The organism is Nostoc sp., assembly GCF_036917415.1.
Classification (GTDB): domain Bacteria; phylum Cyanobacteriota; class Cyanobacteriia; order Cyanobacteriales; family Nostocaceae; genus Nostoc.
Genome location: NZ_JBALDJ010000025.1, coordinates 111279 through 134007 on the forward strand (window position 1 = coordinate 111279; position 22729 = coordinate 134007).

A 22729-nucleotide genomic window follows, 5' to 3' on the forward strand; every position below is an offset into this window, starting at 1 on the left:
CTCATGATACAGAGCAAGTAAATTTATTTATGGAGAAGAAAAAAAATGTATGTTATGTAGTGATGCACTGCACGTTTGTCTTTGGCGTTTCGTAAAGAGAAATACGGCATCCGTTGACTTGCCCCTAAATTTCTGTATGGAGATTAAAAATTATTGAATTTTGAATTTTGAATTTTGAATTCGGAGCAAAGCAACGTGACACTTCCCAACCCTGGCAGCGTCTTGGCTACATTAACTGAACTGAATCAAGTTAATCGTACTCACGCCTTACTGCGACGTGTTAAAGACCTATCTGTTAATGAATTTGTTTGCTTACTCGACTTTATAACTGCTGAGTTCCAGCAATTTCTTAGAGCTATTGAACTGATCAATAATGAAGCTCTAGAAACTATGTTGGAGAAAGTATTAGAAGCTATCACACTCAAAATTGGTCAAATTCTCCAAGCAGAACATACAGCCATTTTTTTAGTTGATTATGACAAAGGTCAACTGTGGTCAAAAGTTCCTCAAGATAATACTCAAAAATTCTTAGAAATTCGTACTCCCATTACAGTGGGTATCCCCGGTCATGTTGCTAGTACAGGTCAATATCTAAATATATCTGAAACTTATACTCATCCCCTATTTAGCCTAGAACTTGAAAAACAAATGGGCTACAAAATCCATAATATTTTATGTATGCCTGTTATCAGTAGCAAAAACCAGACTGTAGCGGTAGTGCAACTAGCTAATAAAACCGGGAATGTTCCGTTTAATCATGATGATGAAGAACGTTTTCGAGACTTTGCTGCTTCAATTGGTATTATCCTGGAAAGCTGCCAATCTTTTTATATAGCGGCTCGTAATCAAAGAGGCGCAACGGCTTTGTTGCGGGCAACTCAGACACTGGGGCAAAGTTTAGATTTAGAAGCAACTTTGCAGATAGTCATGGAACAAGCTCGAATTTTAATGCAAGCAGACCGCAGCACACTATTTTTATATCGTAAAGAGCTAAACGAACTCTGGACGAAAGTTGCAGTGGCAGCAGATGGCACAAACTTGATAGAAATTCGCATTCCCGCTAACCGTGGCATTGCTGGATATGTAGCTTCCACTGGTGAAGCCTTAAATATTTCCGATGCTTATAAAGACCCCCGTTTTGACCCGACTACAGATAAAAAAACTGGTTATATAACTCGCAATATCCTGTGTTTACCAGTATTTAATTCTGCAAATGAATTGATTGGTGTTACACAATTAATTAATAAGCAACAAAGCAGCTTTACTGCTTCTGATGAAGAGTTTATGCGGGCTTTTAATAATCAGGCAGGAATTGCTTTAGAAAATGCTCGGCTGTTTGAAAATGTACTGTTAGAAAAACAGTATCAAAAAGATATTTTACAAAGTCTGTCAGATGCCGTGATTTCTACAGATATGGCAGGACAGATTGTCACGATTAATGATGCAGCTCTAGAGTTGCTGGGTTGTCCAATCGGAGATGCTAATAGTAAAAACAACAAGCTTTTGTGGGAACAAAATTTGATTGGTCGCCTAGTTTGGGAAGTTGTGCCAATTGAAAATCTCCAAATGCGACTAGAAGATAGTCTAAAAACTGGAGCTAAACATTATGTGCCAGAGCAAAGTTTGATACTGGGACTTTACCAAATGCTAAGTGAAAATCAGGACGGGCTAAATACTCCGCTACCGTTAACAGGACTTAGGAATCAGCACTCAATTTTAGCAGTGCGCGATCGCACTAACCCCGATACTTTTATTCCCTGGAATCAACCTCTGACTCCCCAATCTGAGTTTCTCACTTCTGATCAAGTACAAACATTAGAGCGCAATATTAATCTTACTGTTAATCCCCTAACTAACCCAGAAGGCGGTGTACGCGGTGGTTTAGTGGTCTTAGAAGACATTACTCAAGAAAAACGGATGAAAACTACCATGTCGCGTTACTTGACGCCCCATGTAGCTGAACAAGTTATGGCACTGGGGGAAGATGCTTTAATGGTAGGCGAACGGAAGGAAGTAACTATTTTGTTTTCTGATATCCGAGGCTACACAACACTTACAGAAAATCTCGGCGCAGCTGAGGTGGTATTGCTGCTCAATCAGTATTTTGAAACGATGGTGGAGGCGGTTTTTAACCACGAAGGTACTCTCGATAAATTTATTGGTGATGCCTTAATGGCGGTATTTGGTGCGCCGCTACCATTGATAGAAAATCATGCTTGGAGAGCTGTGCAGTCAGCGTTAGATATGAGACGTCGCTTAGAGGAATTTAACCAGCGACGAGTTATCCAGGCACAGCCACAAATTCGTATTGGCATTGGGATTAGTTCTGGAGATGTGGTTTCGGGTAATATTGGTTCTCGTAAACGGATGGATTACACCGTCATTGGAGATGGTGTAAATTTAAGTTCGCGCTTAGAAGCGGTAACTAAGGATTACGGTTGTGATATTCTTTTAAGTGAATTTACTTACCAATTGTGCAGCGATCGCATTTGGGTGCGCCAGTTAGATAAAATTCGCGTCAAAGGGAAACATCAGGCAGTTAATATCTACGAGTTAATTGGCGATCGCACTACTCCCCTAGATGCTAAAACCCAAGAGTTTTTGTTTCACTATCATACTGGACGCACTGCTTATTTATCGCGCAACTTCTCACAAGCGATCACTTGTTTCGAGTCCGCCAAATCTATCCAACCCCAAGACCAAGCTGTTGATATCCACCTAGAGCGTGCGCGTAATTATCAACAAACGCCGCCTCCAGAGTCCTGGGATGGTGTCTGGACAATGCTTACTAAGTAGTCATTGGTCATTTGTCATTTGTCATTGGTCAATTCCCCATGCCCAATGCCCCATTCCCCATTCAACCTTGAGTCTCTCCCTGGTCATCTTGAAACGGATCTTCGCCAATTCCTAGCTCTTTTTTTGAGCGTTTCAACTGTTTCCACAAATCCTTTATTTGTTCGTAAGCTGCACCTGGAGGCACTTTTCCACCTGTTTCTAAGTTGCAAATGTAACTTACCCGTTGGGCAAATTCCTGGAGATTTGCATTAAAAACTAAGTTTTCTGGCTTCACCTGACCGTAGTAGCGACCGCGAGGGAAGAGAAAATCATCTTTGTTCACTATTTTTTTCTCCATTTATTCAATTCACCTTATGTTTAGATTTCTGAAGCTCACTATCTAACCTAATCTTTTTTTCGTCAGATTAGAGGAAATCAAATCATCCAACTCCTTTTGCAATTGGTGATGCAGGAATTGGTTGATTCAGATTTTGCGATTAGAGGATAAAGCTTGAAATACTCATGTTGTAAATATTACAAAAAAACTTTCCCCTACACTAACTAGAGAGACTATTTGATTTTACTCCCAGTTATTAATTTATCTCATCTTAATTTATGAAGTTCAAATTGTAATTAGCTTCAGTCCAAAGCTTGAAGTACAAATTATTAAAATATAGCAGTATATCTTTGTAACTTTTCCTTTAAAAATAATTAAATTCCTGATAGTAAAACTACTTAGGTAAACATATTATATATAAAAACTAATTGTCCTCTGTTAAAAGTTAGAGATTTAGTTTTAAATTTTTGGTAACTGGTTATTAAGCAGCGATCGAGAAGAGGAAATTGGGCTGGGAATTGGTTATTAATTATTTTATCCTGCCCCTGCTTCATCTTAAATAGTCGCCAATGGCTAATAGTTAATAACTAAAGATAAAATGGTGAAGCCTCAAAGGACAACTTTTGTCCATCGCCTAAAACTTTACCTGCCACTATGTCTGTTAATTCTAAGTTATACGAAGGCAAAGCAAAAATTCTTTATACAACGGACGATCCAGAAGTCTTGTTGGCTGATTTTAAGGACGATGCCACGGCGTTTAACGCCCAAAAGCGTGGCAACATCGAAGGTAAAGGAAAAATTAATTGTAGCATTTCCAGTCAGCTTTTTAAACAGTTGGAGGCTTATGGTATAAAGACTCACTTTATTGACAGCCCTGCCCCGAATCAAATGCGGGTGAGGGCTGTAAAGATTTTACCCTTAGAAGTAGTGATCAGAAATATTGCTGCTGGCAGTCTGTGTCAGCAAACAGGATTACCAGTGGGTACAATTCTGAAACAGCCTTTGGTTGAATTTTATTACAAAAACGATCAATTAGGAGATCCTTTGTTGACACGCGATCGCCTGTACCTGCTAGAACTAGCGACTGCGGAACAAGTAGACGCAATTACACATCTAGCATTGCAAATCAATGAATTTCTCAATAACTTTTGGCAGCGGTGTGGCATTACCCTAGTAGACTTCAAACTAGAGTTTGGTTTGGACTCACAACAGCAGTTGCTCTTGGCAGATGAAATTAGCCCCGACACCTGCCGTTTGTGGGATACCGCAGAAAAGGACTCAAATCGGCGAGTAATGGACAAAGATCGCTTTCGCCGAGACTTAGGAAATGTAGAGGATGCCTACCAGGAGGTTTTACAAAGAGTGCTAAAAGCAGTAGAAACTACTATAAGTTAACCAGGTAAAAACCAAAAGGTGAGAAGGAATTATATTTAGCTTTTGCCTTTTGCCTTTTGCCTTGTAAAGTAAAAAAGCAAAAGAAAAAAATTATGTTTTGAGTTTTACCTTGGGCATAAGGGCATTATTGCCTTGTGATGGTGTGTGTGTGGTCGTGAAGAGGAATATAAGTAAAATGCGTTTATCTCCCGTATTGCTGGCAGCAGTAGCAATTGCAGCCCCTTTGGGTGGCTCATTGAGTGCGAATGCAGAAATTGCCAACAATTCCAAACAGTCAACAGAAGTTTTGACACTAGAAAAAAATCAGCACTCAGAAAAGGACACTGGTCAGGTTAACTCTAGTAAAAGTCTAGAATCTCAACCTAAATCTACAGCAACTATAAAGGCAGAGCGTCTAGAATCCCGCGTCGTCGCAATTTACCCTGCCAACCCAGCAGCAAGCGCGACCCCAAAGGTAATTGTGCCAACCTCCACAACGCCAACAACTGCACAAACCCCTGAAATCAATCCTAGCCCTACTCAACAGCCGTCTCCGGCTCCAGACATTCCACCGCCAGAAATTCAACAACCAACGCCTTCTCCAACTCCTGAGACCACTCCAGTCCCAGAAAATGTAAATCCACCGACAACGGAACCTTTATTACCCACAACTCCAGAACCATCAGCGACTCCAGATATTCCCCCCCCAGCTAGTCAACAAAGAACACCTGCGTTATTCCCAGGCGCTACTCCCAGTCCGCAGAATGTTAATCCAGCGACAACTCCGGGCAATACTCCATTCCCAGGCGCTACTCCCAGTCCGCAGAATGTTAATCCAGCGACAACTCCGGGCAATACTCCATTCCCAGGCACTACTCCCAGTCCGCAAAATGTAAATCCACCGACAACTCCGAGCAATACTCAACCCAACACAGCCCCAGAAGCCAACGATCCCCGCGTACTGGTATCAGAAGTAGTAGTTAGATCCCAGGCTGGGCAACTATCACCAGAATTGGAAAGCCAAGTTTACAGAGTAATTCGTACCCAACCTGGACAAACAACAACTCGCAGCCAACTGCAAGAAGATATTAACGCCATCTTTGGTACTGGCTTCTTCTCCAACGTCCAAGCAGCGCCAGAAGATACCCCCTTGGGAGTGCGGGTGAGCTTTGTTGTGCAGCCTAACCCCGTCCTCAATAAAGTAGAAGTGCAAGCCAATCCTGGAACTGGTGTCGCTTCTGTACTACCAGCTAACACTGTGGATGAAGTATTTCGGGAGCAATATGGCAAAATCCTCAACTTGCGTGACTTACAAGAAGGCATCAAGCAGTTAAACAAGCGGTATCAAGACCAAGGTTACGTACTAGCCAACGTGATTGGAGCGCCCCAAGTCTCTGAAAACGGAGTTGTTACCTTACAAATAGCAGAAGGGGTAGTAGAAAACATTAGAGTCCGGTTCCGCAACAAAGATGGTCAAGAAACAGACGAGAAGGGACAACCAATTCGCGGACGGACACAAGATTACATCATTACACGAGAAGTGGAGTTGAAGCCAGGACAAGTATTCAATCGCAACACAGTGCAAAAAGACCTACAGCGCGTGTATGGGCTAGGACTGTTTGAAGATGTGAATGTGTCCCTTGACCCTGGTACTGACCCCAGCAAAGTGGATGTAGTAGTGAATGTAGCTGAACGTAGCAGCGGTTCGATTGCGGCTGGGGCAGGGATTAGTTCTGCTAGCGGACTTTTTGGAACAGTAAGTTATCAACAGCAAAACCTGAACGGTAGGAACCAAAAATTGGGGACAGAAATACAGGTGGGAGAACGGGAACTGCTGTTTGACGTGCGGTATACCGACCCCTGGATCGCAGGAGATCCTTACCGGACTTCCTACACAACCAATATTTTCCGCCGCAGTTCTATTTCGTTGATTTTTGATGGTCAAGATGAAGACATTAGGACCTTTGATCCAGGTAATCCCACCGATGTAGATTCTCAGGATCGCCCCCGCATTCTCCGTCTAGGTGGCGGTGTCACCTTTACCCGTCCCCTCTCTGCCAATCCCTACAAAACTTCTGTCTGGACTGCCTCAGCGGGTTTACAGTATCAACGAGTTTCCGCCCGTGATGCTGATGGCAATCTTAGAAAAACAGGAGCGGTATTTGATGATGATACTGGAAATCGCATCAGTGATGAAATTCCATTGACCCTCTCTAGCGGCGGTCAAGACGATTTACTACTGTTGCAAGTGGGGGCACAGCGCGATCTCCGTAATAACGCGCTGCAACCCACTAGTGGTTCTTATCTCCGCTTTGGAGTCGATCAGTCAGTCCCTGTGGGGCTAGGCAACATTTTACTCACTAGATTCCGGGGTAGCTACAGCCAATATTTACCGATAAAGTTAATTAGCCTTAGCAAAGGGGCACAAACCTTAGCATTTAACCTGCAAGCAGGAACCATTCTCGGTGACTTGCCTCCCTACGAAGCTTTTACCCTTGGGGGTAGCAACTCCGTCCGGGGTTATGAAGAAGGAGCATTAGGTAGTGGACGCTCTTATGTGCAAGCATCAGTTGAGTATCGGTTTCCAGTTTTTTCAGTAGTTAGTGGCGCACTATTTTTTGATCTCGGCAGTGACCTGGGAACTAGTACTAGGGCTGCTGAAGTGTTGAACAAAAATGGCAGTGGCTATGGTTATGGTCTTGGCGTTCGCGTCCAGTCTCCACTGGGGCCAATTCGGATTGATTACGGTATCAACGATGATGGTGATAGCCGGATTAATTTCGGTATTGGCGAAAGATTTTAATTTGTCATTAGTCATTAGTCATTGGTCATTAGTGAATCACAAAGGACTAATGACAATTCTCTTTCCTAATGAGCTTGCTAATTTTTACATTTACCTCAATACTGTTCCGATAAAGGGATTAATGAGATTTTTCGGGGAATATCAGGGATTTTACCAAAACAGATGATGAACAATACTAAAGGAAATATATTAACTTTTCGGCTATGCGACAGCACACTCTAGCAGCCCAAATCACCCAAATAGGGGTGGGACTGCATAGCGGTGTGAATACCCAGGTGCGGATATTACCAGCCGAAGCGGGAAGTGGACGCTACTTTGTGCGGGTGGATTTACCGGATTTGCCGATAATTCCAGCCCAAGTTGCAGCAGTTAGTCACACTGTTCTCTCAACTCAGTTGGGTAAGGGTGAGGTATGTGTTCGCACGGTAGAGCATTTGTTAGCAGCACTTTCGAGTATGGGCGTGGATAATGCCCGAATTGAAATTGATGGTCCAGAAGTCCCACTTTTAGATGGTTCGGCAAGTGTGTGGACAGCTAATATTGCCCAAGTTGGCTTAGTCTCACAACTCGTTAACAACCAAGTTCCCTTGGCTATTACAGAACCCTTATGGGTCTATCAAGGTGATGCCTTTGTATGTGCCCTTCCAGGAGCAGAAACCCGCTTTAGTTACGGTATTGATTTTGACCTGCCTGCCATTGGCAATCAATGGTATAGTTGGTCACTAACTGCTGAACTAGGAAAAACTTCTGCTAGCTTTGCTGCAGAAATTGCTCCTGCTCGTACTTTTGGGTTACTGCATCAAATTGAACACTTACAAAAAACAGGGTTAATTAAAGGTGGCAGTTTGGAGAATGCACTCGTTTGTGGTCCAGAAGGCTGGCTAAATCCACCGTTGAGATTTGCAAATGAGCCAGTCCGTCATAAAATCTTGGATTTAGTAGGAGATTTGAGTTTACTAGGAGCTTTTCCTCGCGCTCATTTTTTAGCGTATAAAGCCAGTCATAATTTACACATTCAACTGGCTCAAAGAATTTTAGATTATGGCATGAGAACTAAAGCCTAAAATCTAGGATTATTAAGGCTTTGGATATTCGCTTGCCTACTCAACTTTTAGATAAAAAATCAACTACACGGTCAATGTCAATCGTTACTGAAGTGAATACCATCGATACAACTACACCTACATCTACCGAACCACAGACTATAAATCAGATTACAATCAGTTCTGAGATTAAAACAACTTTCACATCTGAAGAAATTCAGAAATTGCTACCCCACCGCTACCCATTTTTACTTGTAGACAAAATAATTGACTACGTACCAGGTAAAAAAGCTGTTGGGGTTAAAAATGTCACTATCAACGAACCCCATTTTCAAGGACATTTCCCTGAACGTCCACTGATGCCAGGGGTGCTAATTGTTGAAGCAATGGCACAAGTTGGAGGCATTGTCCTAACTCAAATGTCTTCGGTCGAAGGCGGGCTGTTCGTCTTCGCTGGTATCGATAAAGTCCGCTTTCGTCGCCAGGTCGTGCCGGGGGATCAACTAGTCATGACGGTGGAACTGTTATGGGTAAAACAACGTCGTTTCGGTAAGATGCAAGGTCGTGCCGAAGTTGATGGTCAACTTGCTTGTGAAGGAGAATTAATGTTTTCTTTAGTTAGCTAAAAGTTTGCTTTCGTGGTATGGGTATAGCCGTGAAATGCCCTTACTGAATCCTGAAACAGGATAACAGTTAAAAGAAATCCACAATAGCATCTGATAATTTCTTGATTTTCGCCGCCCTCTCTACGAGATGCACTCACAAACACACTTAACTTGCTTTGCCCGACACTTTCGTTCACTGAAATATTTCACGCTCAACAACGCCAGTCGCCTCAATGGGGCGGTAGTCGGTACAACTCTCTTAACCAGAGTAACGCGCTGCCTCAAAAACCCCGCCTGGCGCTGGATTATTAAGACAGTTCTGGAGATTCACCCTTGAAAACGCTAATTCATCCAACTGCTGTAATTCATCCGAAATCGGAACTCCACCATACAGTGCAAGTCGGTGCCTATGCTGTGATTGGAGCGCATGTCAAAGTGGGCCCTGAAACAATAATCGGCGCTCATGCAGTGCTAGAGGGTCCTTGTGAAATAGGGGCGCAAAATCAGATTTTTACAGGTGCAGCCATCGGCATGGAACCCCAGGATCTGAAGTTTGTAGGAGAACCAACCTGGGTCAAAATTGGTGATAACAACTTGATTCGTGAGTACGTTACCATTAACCGCGCTACCGGTGCTGGTGAAGCGACGGTAATTGGTGACGGTAATCTTTTGATGGCCTATGTCCATGTGGCTCATAACTGCGTCATTGAAGACCAAGTAGTGATTGCTAACTCTGTAGCGTTAGCTGGTCATGTCCATATAGAATCACGCGCTAGGCTAAGTGGGGTTTTAGGTGTCCATCAATTTGTGCATATTGGTAGACAAGCAATGGTGGGAGGTATGGCACGTATTGACCGGGATGTGGCCCCATATATGCTAGTGGAAGGAAATCCAGCGCGGGTGCGAACCCTCAATCTTGTCGGACTCAAACGGTCTGGTATGGACTCAGCAGATTTACAAATGCTGAAAAAAGCCTTCCGCATTCTCTACCGTTCTGATTTGTCTTTTAAGGATGCTTTGGAACAGTTGGAATTGTTAGGAGATAGCGAAGAATTGCAGCATCTACGACGCTTCTTGCTACTTTCTCAGATGCCTGGAAGACGTGGCTTGATTCCTAGTAAAGGGAAAAAAGGCGCAAGTGATGAATCGTGAGATGTAAGATATATCATGTCTGTCGAATTACCTACAAGCACCCCACCCCCAACCCCTCCCCGCAAGCGAGGAGGGGAGCAAGAGCGCAACTGGCGGGGCGGGATTATGAGGAATTGTGGTTAATTTTCCAGACATCATAATTTATGAGTTATGAGTTGATGAATTGAATTTTTAACTCCTAACTCCTCATTTTTACTAATTACCAATTATCAAATGCGGATATTTATCAGCACTGGCGAAGTATCTGGCGATTTACAAGGGTCGCTACTAATTTCAGCGCTGAAGCGTCAAGCTGCGGCGATTGGGTTGGAATTAGAGATTGTGGCGCTGGGTGGCGAAAAAATGGTAGAGGCTGGGGCAATTTTGCTGGGAAATACCAGTAGTATTGGCTCAATGGGTATTCAAGAAGGTCTGCCTTATATTTTACCAACTCTCCAGGTGCAACGACGGGCGATCGCTTTCTTAAAACAAAATCCACCTGACTTGGTGGTGCTGATCGATTATATGACCCCCAATCTGGAAATTGGGACTTATATGAAACAGCATCTACCAGATGTGCCTGTGGTGTATTACATCGCTCCCCAAGAGTGGGCTTGGTCAGTCAATTTGCGTAGAACTAATAGGATTGTTGGCTTTACAGACAAGCTGTTGGCAATCTTTCCACAAGAAGCCTGTTACTTTCGCGAAAAAGGCGCAAAAGTTAGTTGGGTAGGACATCCTTTGGTTGACCGAATGCAAGATGCTCCTAGTAGGGAAGCAGCTCGTGCAACATTAGGGATTGCACCAGAAGAAATTGCGATCGCACTCCTCCCCGCCTCTCGCCACCAAGAACTAAAATATCTTTTACCAATTATTTTTCAAGCGGCCCAAACTATTCAAGCTAAATTACCTGAAGTTCGTTTCTGGATTCCCCTATCGCTGGAAGTCTATAGACAGCCAATTGAAAAGGCTATTGAGCGCTACGGTTTGCGGGCGACAGTTATATCAGGTCAACAAATGGAAGTTTTTGCCGCAGCTGATTTTGCTATTAGCAAATCTGGTACTGTCAATCTAGAACTTGCCCTGTTGAATGTGCCGCAAGTTGTAATTTACCGCCTCAGTCGTCTGACTGCGTGGATAGCTCGGAAAATCCTCAAAGGTTCTATAACCTTTGCATCGCCACCTAATTTAGTAGTGATGAAGCCGATTGTGCCAGAATTTTTACAAGAGCAAGCCACACCAGAGAATATTATCCAAGCAGCGATGGAACTGATACTCAATCCCAGCCGCAGAGAGCAAACTTTGCTAGATTATGAAGAAATGCGGCAAAGTTTAGGAGAAATTGGGGTTTGCGATCGCGCTGCTCAAGAAATTCTGCAAATGCTATCGGGGACTGGGGACTAGGAACTGGGGACTGGGGACTGAGAAAATTTTGTATATTTAATACGCGATACCCAATTCCCAATCTCTAATGCCTAATACCCACTACTCAATCCCCAGTCCCTAATCCCTTTAGAGGCGTCATGGCTTATGAGATGAAAAAACAAAGAGCGATCGCAGTTGACTTATTCGCTGGTGCGGGCGGTATGACTCTTGGCTTTGAGCAAGCTGGTTTTGATGTGCTGGCGTCTGTGGAAATCGATCCGATCCACTGTGCAACACATGAGTTTAACTTCCCTTATTGCTCAGTGTTATGTAAAAGTGTTGTGGATACAACCGGGGAAGAAATTAGGAATCGGTCTGAGATTGGCGATCGCGAAATTGATGTGGTAATTTGTGGCTCACCATGTCAAGGATTTTCCCTAATTGGAAAACGGGCTGTTGACGATCCCCGAAACTCTTTAGTGTTTCACTTTCATCGGCTGGTTTTTGAGTTAAAACCGAAATTCTTTGTGATGGAAAATGTTCGGGGGATTACAGTTGGCGAACATAAACAAATCCTCAAAATCTTAATTAGTGAATTTAAAATATCTGGCTATAAAGTAGAAGAAAATTACCAAATTCTCAACGCTGCAAATTACGGAGTCCCACAGTCCCGCGAGAGATTATTTCTTATAGGCGCAAGGCAGGATATAGAGTTACCGAAATATCCTCAACCGATTACTAAACAAGCTTTGCTAAATAATTTAAATTCTCAAAAAATATCTGACATTCCATTGAGTCCTACAGTAGGGGATGCAATTGGAGATTTACCGGAAATAGAAAAATATCCAGAGTTACTAACAAGAGATTGGGTTGTTGCAGACTACGAAAACCCTTGTAATTATGCTCTTGTACTTCGCGGTATCAAATGCTTACATGATGATTATTCTTACAAACGAGAATATGATTTGCGAATACTTTCTTCAAGTTTAAGAACCAAACATTCTGCGGAAACTGTTAAACGTTTTCAGGAGACTCAACAAGGCGAGAGAGAAAAAATTAGTCGTTTTTATAAGCTACATCCTGGTGGTGTCTGTAATACTTTAAGAGCCGGAACAGATAAGTATAGGGGTTCTTTCACATCTCCTAGACCGATTCATCCATCTACGCCGCGCTGTATCACCGTCAGAGAAGCAGCAAGATTGCATTCTTACCCAGATTGGTTTAGATTTCATGTAACCAAATGGCACGGATTTCGACAAGTTGGTAACTCTGTACCACCTTTACTAGCAAAGGCTGTAGCGTCAGAAATTATTCGCAGTTTGAATATTTCGCCTTTTAAGCCGAGTTTGGGATACAAGTTGGCAGAGGAGAAGCTATTACAATTTAATATGTCGCAAGCAGCACAATATTATCAGTGTGATTAGTAAGAATACACTCTGTAATATGTGCAAAGTTGGGCTAAGTCCAAGCACGGAAGAATGTACTATCTTCCCAGATATTAGCAGCCGCCAGTGCGATCGCTGTCAATTCTTGCTCCTTCAAGGGTACAAAAGCCCGCGCTATCTTGACATTATTCTCTAATTGTGAAACTGTCTCTGCTGCAATCACACAACAATGAACTCCAGGCTGAGACAGTGTGTAACCTAAAGCTTCCTCTATACCACTCAACCCACCTGATTTAAACAGCCGACCATAAGCCGGGACTTTCATCGCAATCACACCGACATTTTTTTCTTGAGCAACTGGTAAAACTACCGGAATAAATGGACGTGGGTGGTGTTTGTCGGCGGCATTCACAGGAATCAGTGTAGTGTGGAAAGGATAGCGACGCAACCCTTCGGCAATTACTTGAGGGTCGTGATGTCCGGTAATACCAGCAAAGCGCACCAATTTTTGTTGTATGGCTTCTTCTAAAGCTTTAATTGCACCTGATGGACTAAAGATAGTGTCGAGTTCTTCCGAAAAAGAGACGTGATGCAACTGCCACAAATCGAGATAATCTGTATTGAGACGTTTAAGCGATCGCTCCAATTCTCGCCATGCACCATCCCGATCTCTTTTATCAGTCTTGCTTGCTAGAAACAGCTTTGAGCGATGGGGTGGTAGCACTTTACCTAAATAATCTTCACTTGGGCCATAACTAGGTGCTGTATCAAAGTAGCGAATCCCAAGTTCCAGCGCTCTTTGAATAATTGCCGCAGCATCACCCTCTTTTCCTTCCCAGGATAGCGGCGTTTGTCCTGCTCCTCCTAACCCGAAGATAGGGAGTTTTACTTCTGTCCGTCCGAGTAACCGTTCTGGTATAGTTGCTGGCGGTGTTGCGGTGTTGATAGTATTTTGCTGTAAGGTATTAGTTGCCACAATATCTCCTGTCACAGCAATGCTGGTAATTAGGAAATTACGCCGCGTCTTTGCTTCTGTCATGATTGGCTTTGGGTGCAAAATTACTTTTATTCTAATATCTTAGCTAGGGAAAATTAATCTGAGAAAGCACGGCAGGTAAAGCGATTGATGCCTTACTCATGAACGACATGCTCTTTCATTACCTGAACGTCAAGCCCACTTTAATTATTAAGAAAGTAAATTTTCACTCATATTAAGTTAGGAGAGTATTGCTATTCTCCTTCTGTCTTTGCTTAAATCTGCTCAAATTAATGCCCAAATAATAGCCTGTTTGAAACTAAAAATTTCGATTCAGGTCGCTATTTAACGTTAAGGTCAAGTCGGTATAATACATAATTGAATTAATTGCTTACCTGTTGTTAGCCACCGTCCCCCGATAAATCTAGGTGCCCATAGACATTGATATCAAATGTAAATTGAATATGGATGTGGTTACTGGTATATCCTGTGGGCAAAGGTGCAAAGGGTGCAGATCGCTGTATAGCGTTGAGCGCCGCTTGATCGGTGACGCTGAATCCAGAAGTTTGTGCAAGTTGGAGATTGCTTAGTTGCCCGGAACGGTTAATAGTGAAGTTAAGCACTGTTCGCCGGGAAGACTGGCTCACTTCTGGTAGCCACTGCTGCTTGACTTGTTGCTTTAGTTGGTTTAAATAAGAGGTGATATCTATATCTTGACTGCTGGCATCAATACCAGAAGGAGCTTGGTTATCTCGGTTGGAATTAGGTAAGGCTGCCAAATAATTACCGCTAAAATTCCGACTAGATACACTCACAGTACCACCCAGCAAGCTTGCTGCACCTGTTTTCGGAGATGACTGAGCTATAGGTGTTCGTCCACTTAAGCGTCTTGCCGACTGGCTTAAGTTCTTAGGATTGGGTACTGGTGATGTAATAGCAGGTGCAAGCGCTGTTTTTCGGGGTAGGGCTGACGGTGGTGTAGTATTAGGCGCTACTGCTATTTTTTTAGGTTTGGCTGCTAGTGGTATAGTTGGTCTTGCGATCGCAGTTGGTTGTGGTTTAGCTGCTAGTGGTATTGTTGGTCTTGCGATCGCAGTTGGCTCAACTTTGGGTACTGGTGGTATAGTTGGTCTTGCGATCGCAGTTGGTTGTGGTTTAGCTGCTAATGGTATAGTTCTTGCGATCGCAGTTGGCTCAACTTTGGGTACTGGTGGTATAGTTGGTCTTGCGATCGCAGTTGGCTCAACTTTGGGTACTGGTGGTATAGTTCTTGCGATCGCAGTTGGCTCAACTTTGGGTTGTTGAAGAGATGGATTTGGTGATTCCGCTTTCTGCTGCTTTGGTTCTGGCTGGAATACTTTTGCTGAAGATAAGCTTGTTGAGTCAAAAGGACTCTTGCTAGAGGCTTTATGTGCATCTGAATTAGCTGACTTCACCGCAGAAACAGGTTTTTTCGGTAAAGCTTTACCACCTGCAATTGAATTTTTAGTAGCCCGGAATGAGGTTTTTTGGGGTATGTGTGTTTCATTGGGATAAACTTCAACTACCTCAATTGGAATCTCTTGCTTAGGCTCAGGCATAAAAGCTGTGAACCAATATTTGCTCCCGATCAGTAAAATAGAGTGTAGAAGGATGGAACTAACTAGACCTGGGAGGATATCGAGGGGGCCCACGCTCCGATAGCGCTGAAATTCATGAGAAAAAGCCATGTTATTGTGCTTTTGCGTGATAGATAACAGCCTCAACAGTCTATTTACTGTCTTCTAACTTAGAGGATATCGTATCTGATTCAAGCAAAACAACGAGATATTGGATGATATCTTTTTTCAACTCGATCGAGCCGAAATGGTCAACTGTGCCGATTTCAGGACATTCAGCAACATCCAAATATTCTTCTTCGTGAAGAATGGCAGTTAATGTTTTGGTCTTTATAGGGTTTTATTTTGATCTGGACAGTCGAGTGATGCCTACGGCGGCAAGCTACGCACTGCTTTTTCTAGTTTAGCTTTGAGGTACGATCGCATTACTTATTTATTACCAAGGGAATTTTTCTCAGCGTAGTTTAAATTTCTTTGATATTCACTGATTTTTTGTTGAGCTACTACATAATTTTGGCTAGAAGATGGCACGATTTTCATAAGTGCGATCGCAGCTTGCCATTGACTCACAACTATTTTCCACTCATCTGGAGATTTTGCTGATTGAGTCAGGTTAGCTGCATTAATTGCTTTACTTACTGCCTCTCGGAATGTATCAGTTTGAATTAACACAGTCGGCGATTCTGAAGTCACTGGTGAGGGTGTAACTAATACAGGCTTTGATGGTATTTGTGTTGAACTTTTAGAAGTTAGGGGGAATATTTCTACAAATCTTGAAGAAAAGTATATTCCTAGAGAAATTGACAATATCAGAAAACCGAGCAGCCACTTGTTATTTAAATTACGATACTTCCGCCTAGTCTCGATAATTGTAGTTTGTTTATGATTTGATAAAACATTTGATTTTATTTGGTGCAAACCCATTTCTTGACGCAAGTTATTGAGTTCTTTCTCTATAATTGAACCACTATTTGGTTTCTTGGTATCTTTTTCTGTTTTGCTAGAATAAGCAGATATTATTTTGTGTCTTACCAAATATTCAATTTGATAAATTAGTGCCCCAGATGAAAGATAGAATAGCTCAAATATTAATATTATATTGTTGATATTTCCTATTTGTGTATAGGATTCAATTTGTCTGTCGTAACTAGGATAAAATAATGGTATAAGTATTGTAGAAAAGAAGGCTGCTATCAGCGTAGAAATTGCAATTACAAGCCAGGCGTACAATCCTTCCCACCAACTCATTATTCCTGGTAACAATCCTTGTGTTCTACCTATTTCGGGTGCTTGAGTTTCTGATGCAAACCGACTAATAAGCAAGTGTAAGCAGTGATGAGTCAAAGAAATTATCGGAATTGGAGATAAGATTAACAATATTGTAAATATAAAAAATAATTCCGGGCTGTGTACAAAATATACGATGTCATAGCCAAACTTTCCAGTATTTTTGACTACAAATATAATAACTCTCAAAAATAGAGTCAAAATCAATGCTTTTAACCAAGAACTAGGATAAGGAAACCATAATGGCCAGTAGTAAAACTTTTGTAGTTTTTGCTTAATAACTTTCTGATTATTCGGCTGTGTCATAACCAATAAATGCAAAAAAATGATAAATTATTGTCTATCTTATGATTCCAGACGTACACCTGTAAAGCAACATTTTTAGAAATTTTATAACCATATATTTTAAATTTAGCTGGATTTGTTGTATCTCTTATAAAAAGACAGAATTGAGATTTCCTCGAAATAATTACATAAAGTAAATTAAATACTAACGTTCCTTTGTAATCATAGAACTACCATTACTAATATTGACTTTTTGGATAAAAGCGCCAGTACAAGATGATAAAATATCAGTACTGATTTGATTGGCAATAAATTCAAAATCCTGATTTGTTAATCCCTGTGCTGTATCACCACTTAAGTTAATACAAATAGTTAGAATTTGAGGATTATTGGCAGCCTGTTCATTATCTACTGCTTCTACTTTAGCTTCTGCTATGCTCAAATCAAACTCTTGACTCCAAACTGGAAACTCTTTACCCGTTTGTTGTCCATAAACTTTCACTCTTTCAATAGATGCAGCCCCTAAAGCCGTTAACCCTTTGCGGATAAATGCAACTAAAATTTGCTGATTTGGTACTTCGGCAGATTCTAGCATTACCTCCAAGCAAGCATCTTGGAAAGTAACCTTTGCAGCGATCGCTTTGGGGTGTAGGTGGCGATTCATCAGAGATGCGATCGCCTGGGTATCTCCTTGTTTTGCAAGTTTTAGAATATTTGGCTGTGTCATAACCAGTAAAAGAGAAAATCTAGAAAAATCAACTTATATTCTCAGGATTCCCTCTTGACAGCCTTAAGTAACATTATGATGCAAGATATCAGCTAACTTGGGCTAAAATATTTAATATAAAGATAGGTTTTCACAGATTTTTACAAAAATATATTTTCCCTGCATCAACATCAAAAACTCTTGTTTTTGTGGTTGCCAAATTAACAGGATTAATATTAATCAGTTAATTCCAATTTTAAATATGAACTTTTATCGAGATCGTGCTTGGCCTTCGACGCTAGAAGAAGCCATACTTATCCAAGAAACGCTGCAAAATCAAGTAATTACTGAAGATCGACTGCAAGAACCGATCCGGTATGTTGCTGGAGTGGATATGGGTTTTGAAGCTGATGGAACAATTAGCCGTGCAGCTGTCGCAGTCCTGAGTTTTCCTGATTTGCAAGTAATCGAGACAAGCCTAGCACATCGTCCTACAACCTTTCCTTATGTTCCTGGGTTCCTCTCATTTCGGGAAATTCCAGCTGTCCTTGATGCCCTAGAAAAGATTAAAACAACACCAAATATTATCTTGTGTGATGGTCAGGGAATTGCTCATCCCCGCAGATTAGGTATAGCTAGCCATTTAGGGTTACTTATAGATATGCCGACAATTGGTGTAGCTAAGTCTAGGTTGGTAGGTAAGCATGAACAATTGGCAGAAACCAAAGGTAGCATACAACCACTAATATATAACGGTGAAACCGTTGGGGCAGTTTTGCGATCGCGCACAGGAGTAAAACCTCTATACATCTCCAGTGGTCATCGAATTAGTTTACCGACAGCGATTGACTATGTATTACGTTGTACGCCCAAATATCGGCTCCCAGAAACTACACGCATCGCTGATAAATTAGCGTCGAACAGATAAAGCTTGTTGAAGTTTTTTCTAAATACTTGCTTGCACCGACTCAATCGTGTTAGGAATCGCACAGAAAGAAGTTGAAGTAGCTAAATACGATTTACGAAGTTAGAACAATGAACGCACTAACTTTACAGTGGCACGATGCAGGTCAAGATAAAACTCAGAACATTTACGAACAACAGCCAAGTCAAAATCATGGCACTGTCCGTATCGGTCGCGACCCCCTCCGGTGCGACATTGTTCTGAGTCATCCTACTGTGTCTGGACTGCACATTGAAATATTTTTTCATCACCAGCAACAACGCTTTTATATCAGGAATTTGCGATCGCAAAATCCCCCCGTTGTCGATGGACGGCAATTAGTCCAAGGTGAAATGCCTTTAACTGAGGGTACTAGCATCTCTTTGGGACAAATAAAACTCAATGTTACAAGCGTTTCCACAGGTAGCATTCCAGCAACAATTTTGCTACCACCCAATCCAGCAATAAATCTCGAACATCACCATCACCCACCAACACCCCCCGCACCACCGCCAGGAGTTTATGGCTTAGAATGCCCCAAATGTCATAAAGTTTCCCCAGGAGAGAATCTACAAATTGGCTGTCATTGGTGTGGGACATCTTTAGCTGCGGCTGTAAGTGTGTTGGTAGCACCAAGTAGTTGAGAAGGAGGGCAGGGGGCAGGGGGCAGGAGGCAGGAGGCAGGAGGCAGGGGGCAGGGGGCAGGGGGCAGGGGGCAGGGGAGCAGGGGGAAAATAACTAATAACTAATAACTAATGACAAATGACAAATGACAAATGACAAATGACAAATGACAAATGACAAATGACTTACAAATCCAATTGAGTTGGGACGATCCAGCGACGGGTGAACGGCGAGAACCACTGTTAAATATGCCGATCGCTTTTGGTCGAGAATTTGCTCGCTTACCTGCTGAACTCAAGGGACAGCGTGTTTCTAGGATGCTGCTTAACAGTAACGAAGTTTCTCGCTACCATGCCCTAATTGACTGGGAACAAGACCATCTGGTGGTGATTGACCAAGGCAGCGTTAACGGTGTGTATGTCAACGGTCAACCACAAATACGCAGTGTCCTGGTTAATGGCGATACGTTGCAAATTGGCCCTTATGTGATAGTAGTGACATTTGTTGCTAACGTACCCGCACCAGATACTAGCCCCCCTTCAACGATTCATTTCAACGCAAATACCAATCTCCCAGATCCCAGCTTGCCTGTAGCCCAACCGATAATGCCCTTGGCAAGTAATTTCCCGCCACTAGCATTTCAGTCCCAAAATGTTGCTGTGCAAGCACTTTATGCTACGGGATTGCCAGTGGATGAATCTGATTATCTAGCGATCGGGGCGGGATTGGGTAGCTTTTTATGGGCTGATTTGCTGAGAATTAGTGGTGTGCGTGCTAACAAGATTGTGGCTTTGGGATTAGAGGCGGAACCTTATGCTCGTTACAAACGCCTCTGTCTGAATTCACAAATTCCTTTATATGAAAGACTGCGTTCTAATTCTGACTCTTGTCCCGATAATATTTGGGGTTGGCCTAGTTATGCCTTGCGAGAAGCTTGGGGTGACTTAGCCAAGGGAGAGATAAAATCAGCATTCAAGTATTTATGGCAAGTATTTGCCGAACCAACATTTGCCGAAACTTATACTCCTCGTGCGGGTAATGTCTTTGATTCCATAGATAGGGAGACGAAGCGCATTGGCTGGAATCAAATTTATCGCTATGGGCGAGTTAGGGTAATTCGCAAAACTGATGACGGTAGATATTGCGTAGCCTATTCTCGCGGCCCAGGAAATTATGCTTTTTTAGTTAGTCGTTATTTACATTTAGCTACTGGATATCCAGCAATTCAGTTTCTCCCAGATTTGCAAGCTTATAGGGAAAAATATCAAGATTTTAAATCTGTCGTCAATGCTTATGAAGCCCACGATCGCGTTTATGAGCAACTAGAGCAACATGGTGGTACGGTATTGATTCGGGGGCGGGGAATTGTGGCTTCGCGGATTGTGCAACGGATTTATGAAGCCAGAAAACGAAATCGGAATATTGCAGTTTTGCATTTAATGCGATCGCCTAAACCCCAAGGCAACAAATTTCAAAATGCCCAACGCTTAGTCAAAAATCATTACGAATTTCAACCCTTTAACTGGCCGAAAGCCTGTTGGGGCGGCGAACTCCGGGCAATGTTAGAAAAAGCCACCCCCGATGAACGCAAACGTTTACTAGCAGACTGGGGTGGAACTACCACCGCCGACCGCCACGACTGGCAGCAAATTACTGCTCAAGGGATAAGCGAAGGCTGGTATCAAATTACTTTCGGTGAAGTGCTGGATGTAGAACGAGATGCCCAAAACCGGACTATTACCCATATCCGAGAGCAAAGCTTTGGGGAAATGAAATTGCTAGCTGACTTTATTATTGATGCTACTGGGTTGGATGCCAAAGTAGATGCTAATCCTCTGATAGCAGATTTAGTGAAACATTACAATCTCCCAGTGAATAACTTGGGGCGATTGACTGTAGCGAACAATTTTGAATTAGTAGAAATGCGTAGCGATAGAGGTCAAATGTATGCTGCTGGAGCTATTACTTTAGGTGGCCCTTATGCCGCAGTTGATAGTTTTTTGGGCTTGCAATATGCTGCATTAGTTGCCGTTGATGGACTCGCCGCCGCACGTGCGCCTGGAGTTCAAAGGTTGAATACTATAAGTTCCTTTAGACAGTGGTTGAAGTGGGTGTTAAATCAGTCACCTTAGTATTAGGAGGCAGGAGGCAGAAGGCAGGAGGCAGGAGGCAGGAGGAATACAGTATTTACCTGGCTGTTTTGAGTACCAAATCCCAACTTCGAGGATAAAAGGTGCAATTTCGAGGATAAAAGGTGCAACTTCGAGGATAAAAGGCTCAACGTTGAGGTTCAAAGGTGCAACGTTGAGGTTCAAAGGCTCAACGTTGAGGTTCAGAGGTTCAACGTTGAGGTTCAAAGGCTCAACGTTGAGGTTCAAAGGCTCAACGTTGAGGTTCAAAGGCTCAACGTTGAAGTTCAGAGGTTCAACGTTGAGGTTCAAAGGTTCAACGTTGAGGTTCAAAGGTTCAAGTGAATTAAATGGGCGGTTAGAAACCGCGTCTACACAGGCAAAACCCACCTCCGTGGGTTTCAAACCTTCAAATTTTTTCTTAGTCCGCGCAGGTGGACTTTGTTTGTGTAGCCGCGAATTCCATTCGCCTTGGCTACTTCTTTTTTTCCCTTGTTGGGTTTACCATTACAGGCACTAAAGTTTTAACTAAACCCGTAATTGCGACAATCACAGAAGCAATTCCCCCAATCGATAATGAAGTTAAAATTGCCGCCGCGAGAATAATTTCCGTGGGACTGTATCCGTCTCGCATCCAGGTAGATGGATTCTCTACTGATGTTGGCGAGGCGGGGATTAATTGCGAAGTTTGGGTGGTTTGATTGGAGTTGACTGGAGTTATTAAGACAATTTTCACGGCTGAACCTCTTCTAAATGTTTCTATGCAAATGAAAAGAGGTAGTTGAAAATCGTTTTGGTTTAGAACATCCCGATGTCGCCCAAAGCCTGAACAATCTCGCAGGACTCTACGATTCTACAGGACGCTACAGCGAAGCCGAACCCCTGCATCAGCAAGCTTTGTCACTGAGAAAACGCTTACATCGCACCTTCCTAGCAAGACTACACCATAACCCTTCACTTGTGGAAATCTCTACCCAACTGCAAGCAATAATTGATGCGACACAACAGTTGTAGTTTAAAGTTTAGGAGCGATCGCCCATAAATTATAACTTCAAACAGCGATCGCTCCTTCCTAATCTCTTCCTCCGTGTCCTCTGCGCCTCTGCGGTTCGATTCTCATGCTAAGTGACAAAGTGCGATCGCGCTTCCTCATATCCAAAGTACAGTAAACAATAGAGCAATTATTTAGCCGTTTTGAGTTCCAAACGCTAAATTTGAGGATAAAAGGCTCAACGTTGAGATTCAGAGGCTCAACGTTGAGGTTCAGAGGCTCAACTTTGAGGTTCAGAGGCTCAAGTGCGATCGCTTACGAACTGCAACACCACTTAATGTTGTTGTCATCAGAAATTTATTTTTATTTAGC

At 42.6% G+C, this 22729-nt stretch carries 18 protein-coding genes and 1 pseudogene; 12 read left to right on the top strand and 7 right to left on the bottom strand.

Going from position 1 to position 22729, the window contains the following annotated elements:
- Positions 1-195 precede the first annotated feature (195 nt).
- On the top strand, positions 196-2796 hold the full coding sequence (locus tag V7K41_RS03775; RefSeq protein ID WP_334845791.1) for a GAF domain-containing protein: 2601 nt from the start codon (positions 196-198) through the stop codon (positions 2794-2796).
- Between the two features lie 61 nt (positions 2797-2857).
- Here V7K41_RS03775 and V7K41_RS03780 read toward each other — a convergent pair whose 3' ends face one another.
- Complete coding sequence (locus V7K41_RS03780) at positions 2858-3133, bottom strand: DUF7219 family protein (RefSeq protein ID WP_104906616.1); 276 nt, start codon at positions 3131-3133, stop codon at positions 2858-2860.
- 633 nt (positions 3134-3766) lie between these two features.
- On the opposite strand from V7K41_RS03780, the gene purC reads away from it, so the two are divergent.
- The 7 genes from purC to V7K41_RS03815 all read left to right on the top strand — a co-directional run bounded on the left by purC (position 3767) and on the right by V7K41_RS03815 (position 12857).
- Positions 3767-4507, top strand: a complete 741-nt coding sequence (gene purC, locus V7K41_RS03785; protein WP_334845792.1) for a phosphoribosylaminoimidazolesuccinocarboxamide synthase — start codon at positions 3767-3769, stop codon at positions 4505-4507.
- 175 nt (positions 4508-4682) lie between these two features.
- On the top strand, positions 4683-7289 hold the full coding sequence (locus V7K41_RS03790; RefSeq protein WP_334845793.1) for a BamA/TamA family outer membrane protein: 2607 nt from the start codon (positions 4683-4685) through the stop codon (positions 7287-7289).
- A 203-nt stretch (positions 7290-7492) separates the two neighbouring features.
- Complete coding sequence (gene lpxC / locus V7K41_RS03795) at positions 7493-8353, top strand: UDP-3-O-acyl-N-acetylglucosamine deacetylase (protein WP_334845794.1); 861 nt, start codon at positions 7493-7495, stop codon at positions 8351-8353.
- Between the two features lie 74 nt (positions 8354-8427).
- Positions 8428-8958 carry a 3-hydroxyacyl-ACP dehydratase FabZ gene (fabZ, locus tag V7K41_RS03800; protein ID WP_334845795.1) on the top strand — a complete coding sequence of 177 codons (531 nt, stop codon included), beginning with the start codon at positions 8428-8430 and terminating at the stop codon, positions 8956-8958.
- 312 nt (positions 8959-9270) lie between these two features.
- The gene (lpxA, locus tag V7K41_RS03805) at positions 9271-10089 is read left to right on the top strand and encodes an acyl-ACP--UDP-N-acetylglucosamine O-acyltransferase (RefSeq protein WP_194046773.1); all 819 of its coding nucleotides are present in this window, start codon (positions 9271-9273) and stop codon (positions 10087-10089) included.
- Between the two features lie 213 nt (positions 10090-10302).
- Positions 10303-11472, top strand: a complete 1170-nt coding sequence (gene lpxB / locus V7K41_RS03810; RefSeq protein WP_334845796.1) for a lipid-A-disaccharide synthase — start codon at positions 10303-10305, stop codon at positions 11470-11472.
- Positions 11473-11591: 119 nt separating this feature from the next.
- Positions 11592-12857, top strand: a complete 1266-nt coding sequence (locus V7K41_RS03815; RefSeq protein WP_334845797.1) for a DNA cytosine methyltransferase — start codon at positions 11592-11594, stop codon at positions 12855-12857.
- Between the two features lie 34 nt (positions 12858-12891).
- Here the strand turns inward: V7K41_RS03815 and V7K41_RS03820 are convergent, their stop codons facing one another.
- The 4 genes from V7K41_RS03820 to V7K41_RS03835 all read right to left on the bottom strand — a co-directional run bounded on the left by V7K41_RS03820 (position 12892) and on the right by V7K41_RS03835 (position 17691).
- A complete protein-coding gene (locus V7K41_RS03820) occupies positions 12892-13857 on the bottom strand; it encodes an aldo/keto reductase (protein WP_334845798.1) in 966 nt (321 codons plus the stop codon).
- Between the two features lie 338 nt (positions 13858-14195).
- Positions 14196-15374, bottom strand: a complete 1179-nt coding sequence (locus V7K41_RS03825) for a TonB family protein (RefSeq protein ID WP_334845799.1) — start codon at positions 15372-15374, stop codon at positions 14196-14198.
- Between the two features lie 447 nt (positions 15375-15821).
- Positions 15822-16985 carry a hypothetical protein gene (locus V7K41_RS03830; RefSeq protein ID WP_334845800.1) on the bottom strand — a complete coding sequence of 388 codons (1164 nt, stop codon included), beginning with the start codon at positions 16983-16985 and terminating at the stop codon, positions 15822-15824.
- A gap of 184 nt (positions 16986-17169) precedes the next feature.
- Positions 17170-17691: a hypothetical protein gene (locus V7K41_RS03835; RefSeq protein WP_334845801.1), complete on the bottom strand. Its 522-nt coding sequence runs from the start codon at positions 17689-17691 to the stop codon at positions 17170-17172.
- Positions 17692-17932: 241 nt separating this feature from the next.
- On the opposite strand from V7K41_RS03835, the gene nfi reads away from it, so the two are divergent.
- From nfi to V7K41_RS03850, 3 genes are all read left to right on the top strand, one after another.
- Positions 17933-18598: a deoxyribonuclease V gene (nfi, locus tag V7K41_RS03840; protein ID WP_334845802.1), complete on the top strand. Its 666-nt coding sequence runs from the start codon at positions 17933-17935 to the stop codon at positions 18596-18598.
- A 107-nt stretch (positions 18599-18705) separates the two neighbouring features.
- The gene (locus V7K41_RS03845) at positions 18706-19257 is read left to right on the top strand and encodes an FHA domain-containing protein (protein ID WP_334845803.1); all 552 of its coding nucleotides are present in this window, start codon (positions 18706-18708) and stop codon (positions 19255-19257) included.
- Between the two features lie 153 nt (positions 19258-19410).
- On the top strand, positions 19411-21369 hold the full coding sequence (locus V7K41_RS03850) for an FHA domain-containing protein (RefSeq protein WP_334845804.1): 1959 nt from the start codon (positions 19411-19413) through the stop codon (positions 21367-21369).
- On the opposite strand, the gene V7K41_RS03855 is transcribed toward V7K41_RS03850, so the two are convergent.
- Both V7K41_RS03855 and V7K41_RS03860 read right to left on the bottom strand, forming a co-directional pair.
- Entirely contained in the window at positions 21361-21771 is a 411-nt protein-coding gene (locus V7K41_RS03855) for a hypothetical protein (protein ID WP_334845805.1), read from the bottom strand. The two genes, V7K41_RS03850 and V7K41_RS03855, sit on opposite strands and share 9 nt — an antisense overlap.
- 70 nt (positions 21772-21841) lie before the next feature.
- On the bottom strand, positions 21842-22102 hold the full coding sequence (locus V7K41_RS03860) for a hypothetical protein (RefSeq protein ID WP_334845806.1): 261 nt from the start codon (positions 22100-22102) through the stop codon (positions 21842-21844).
- 59 nt (positions 22103-22161) lie between these two features.
- Between V7K41_RS03860 and V7K41_RS03865 the strand changes: the two are divergent.
- A pseudogene (locus V7K41_RS03865) lies at positions 22162-22284 on the top strand (tetratricopeptide repeat protein); the annotation flags it as partial.
- Positions 22285-22729: the final 445 nt, after the last annotated feature.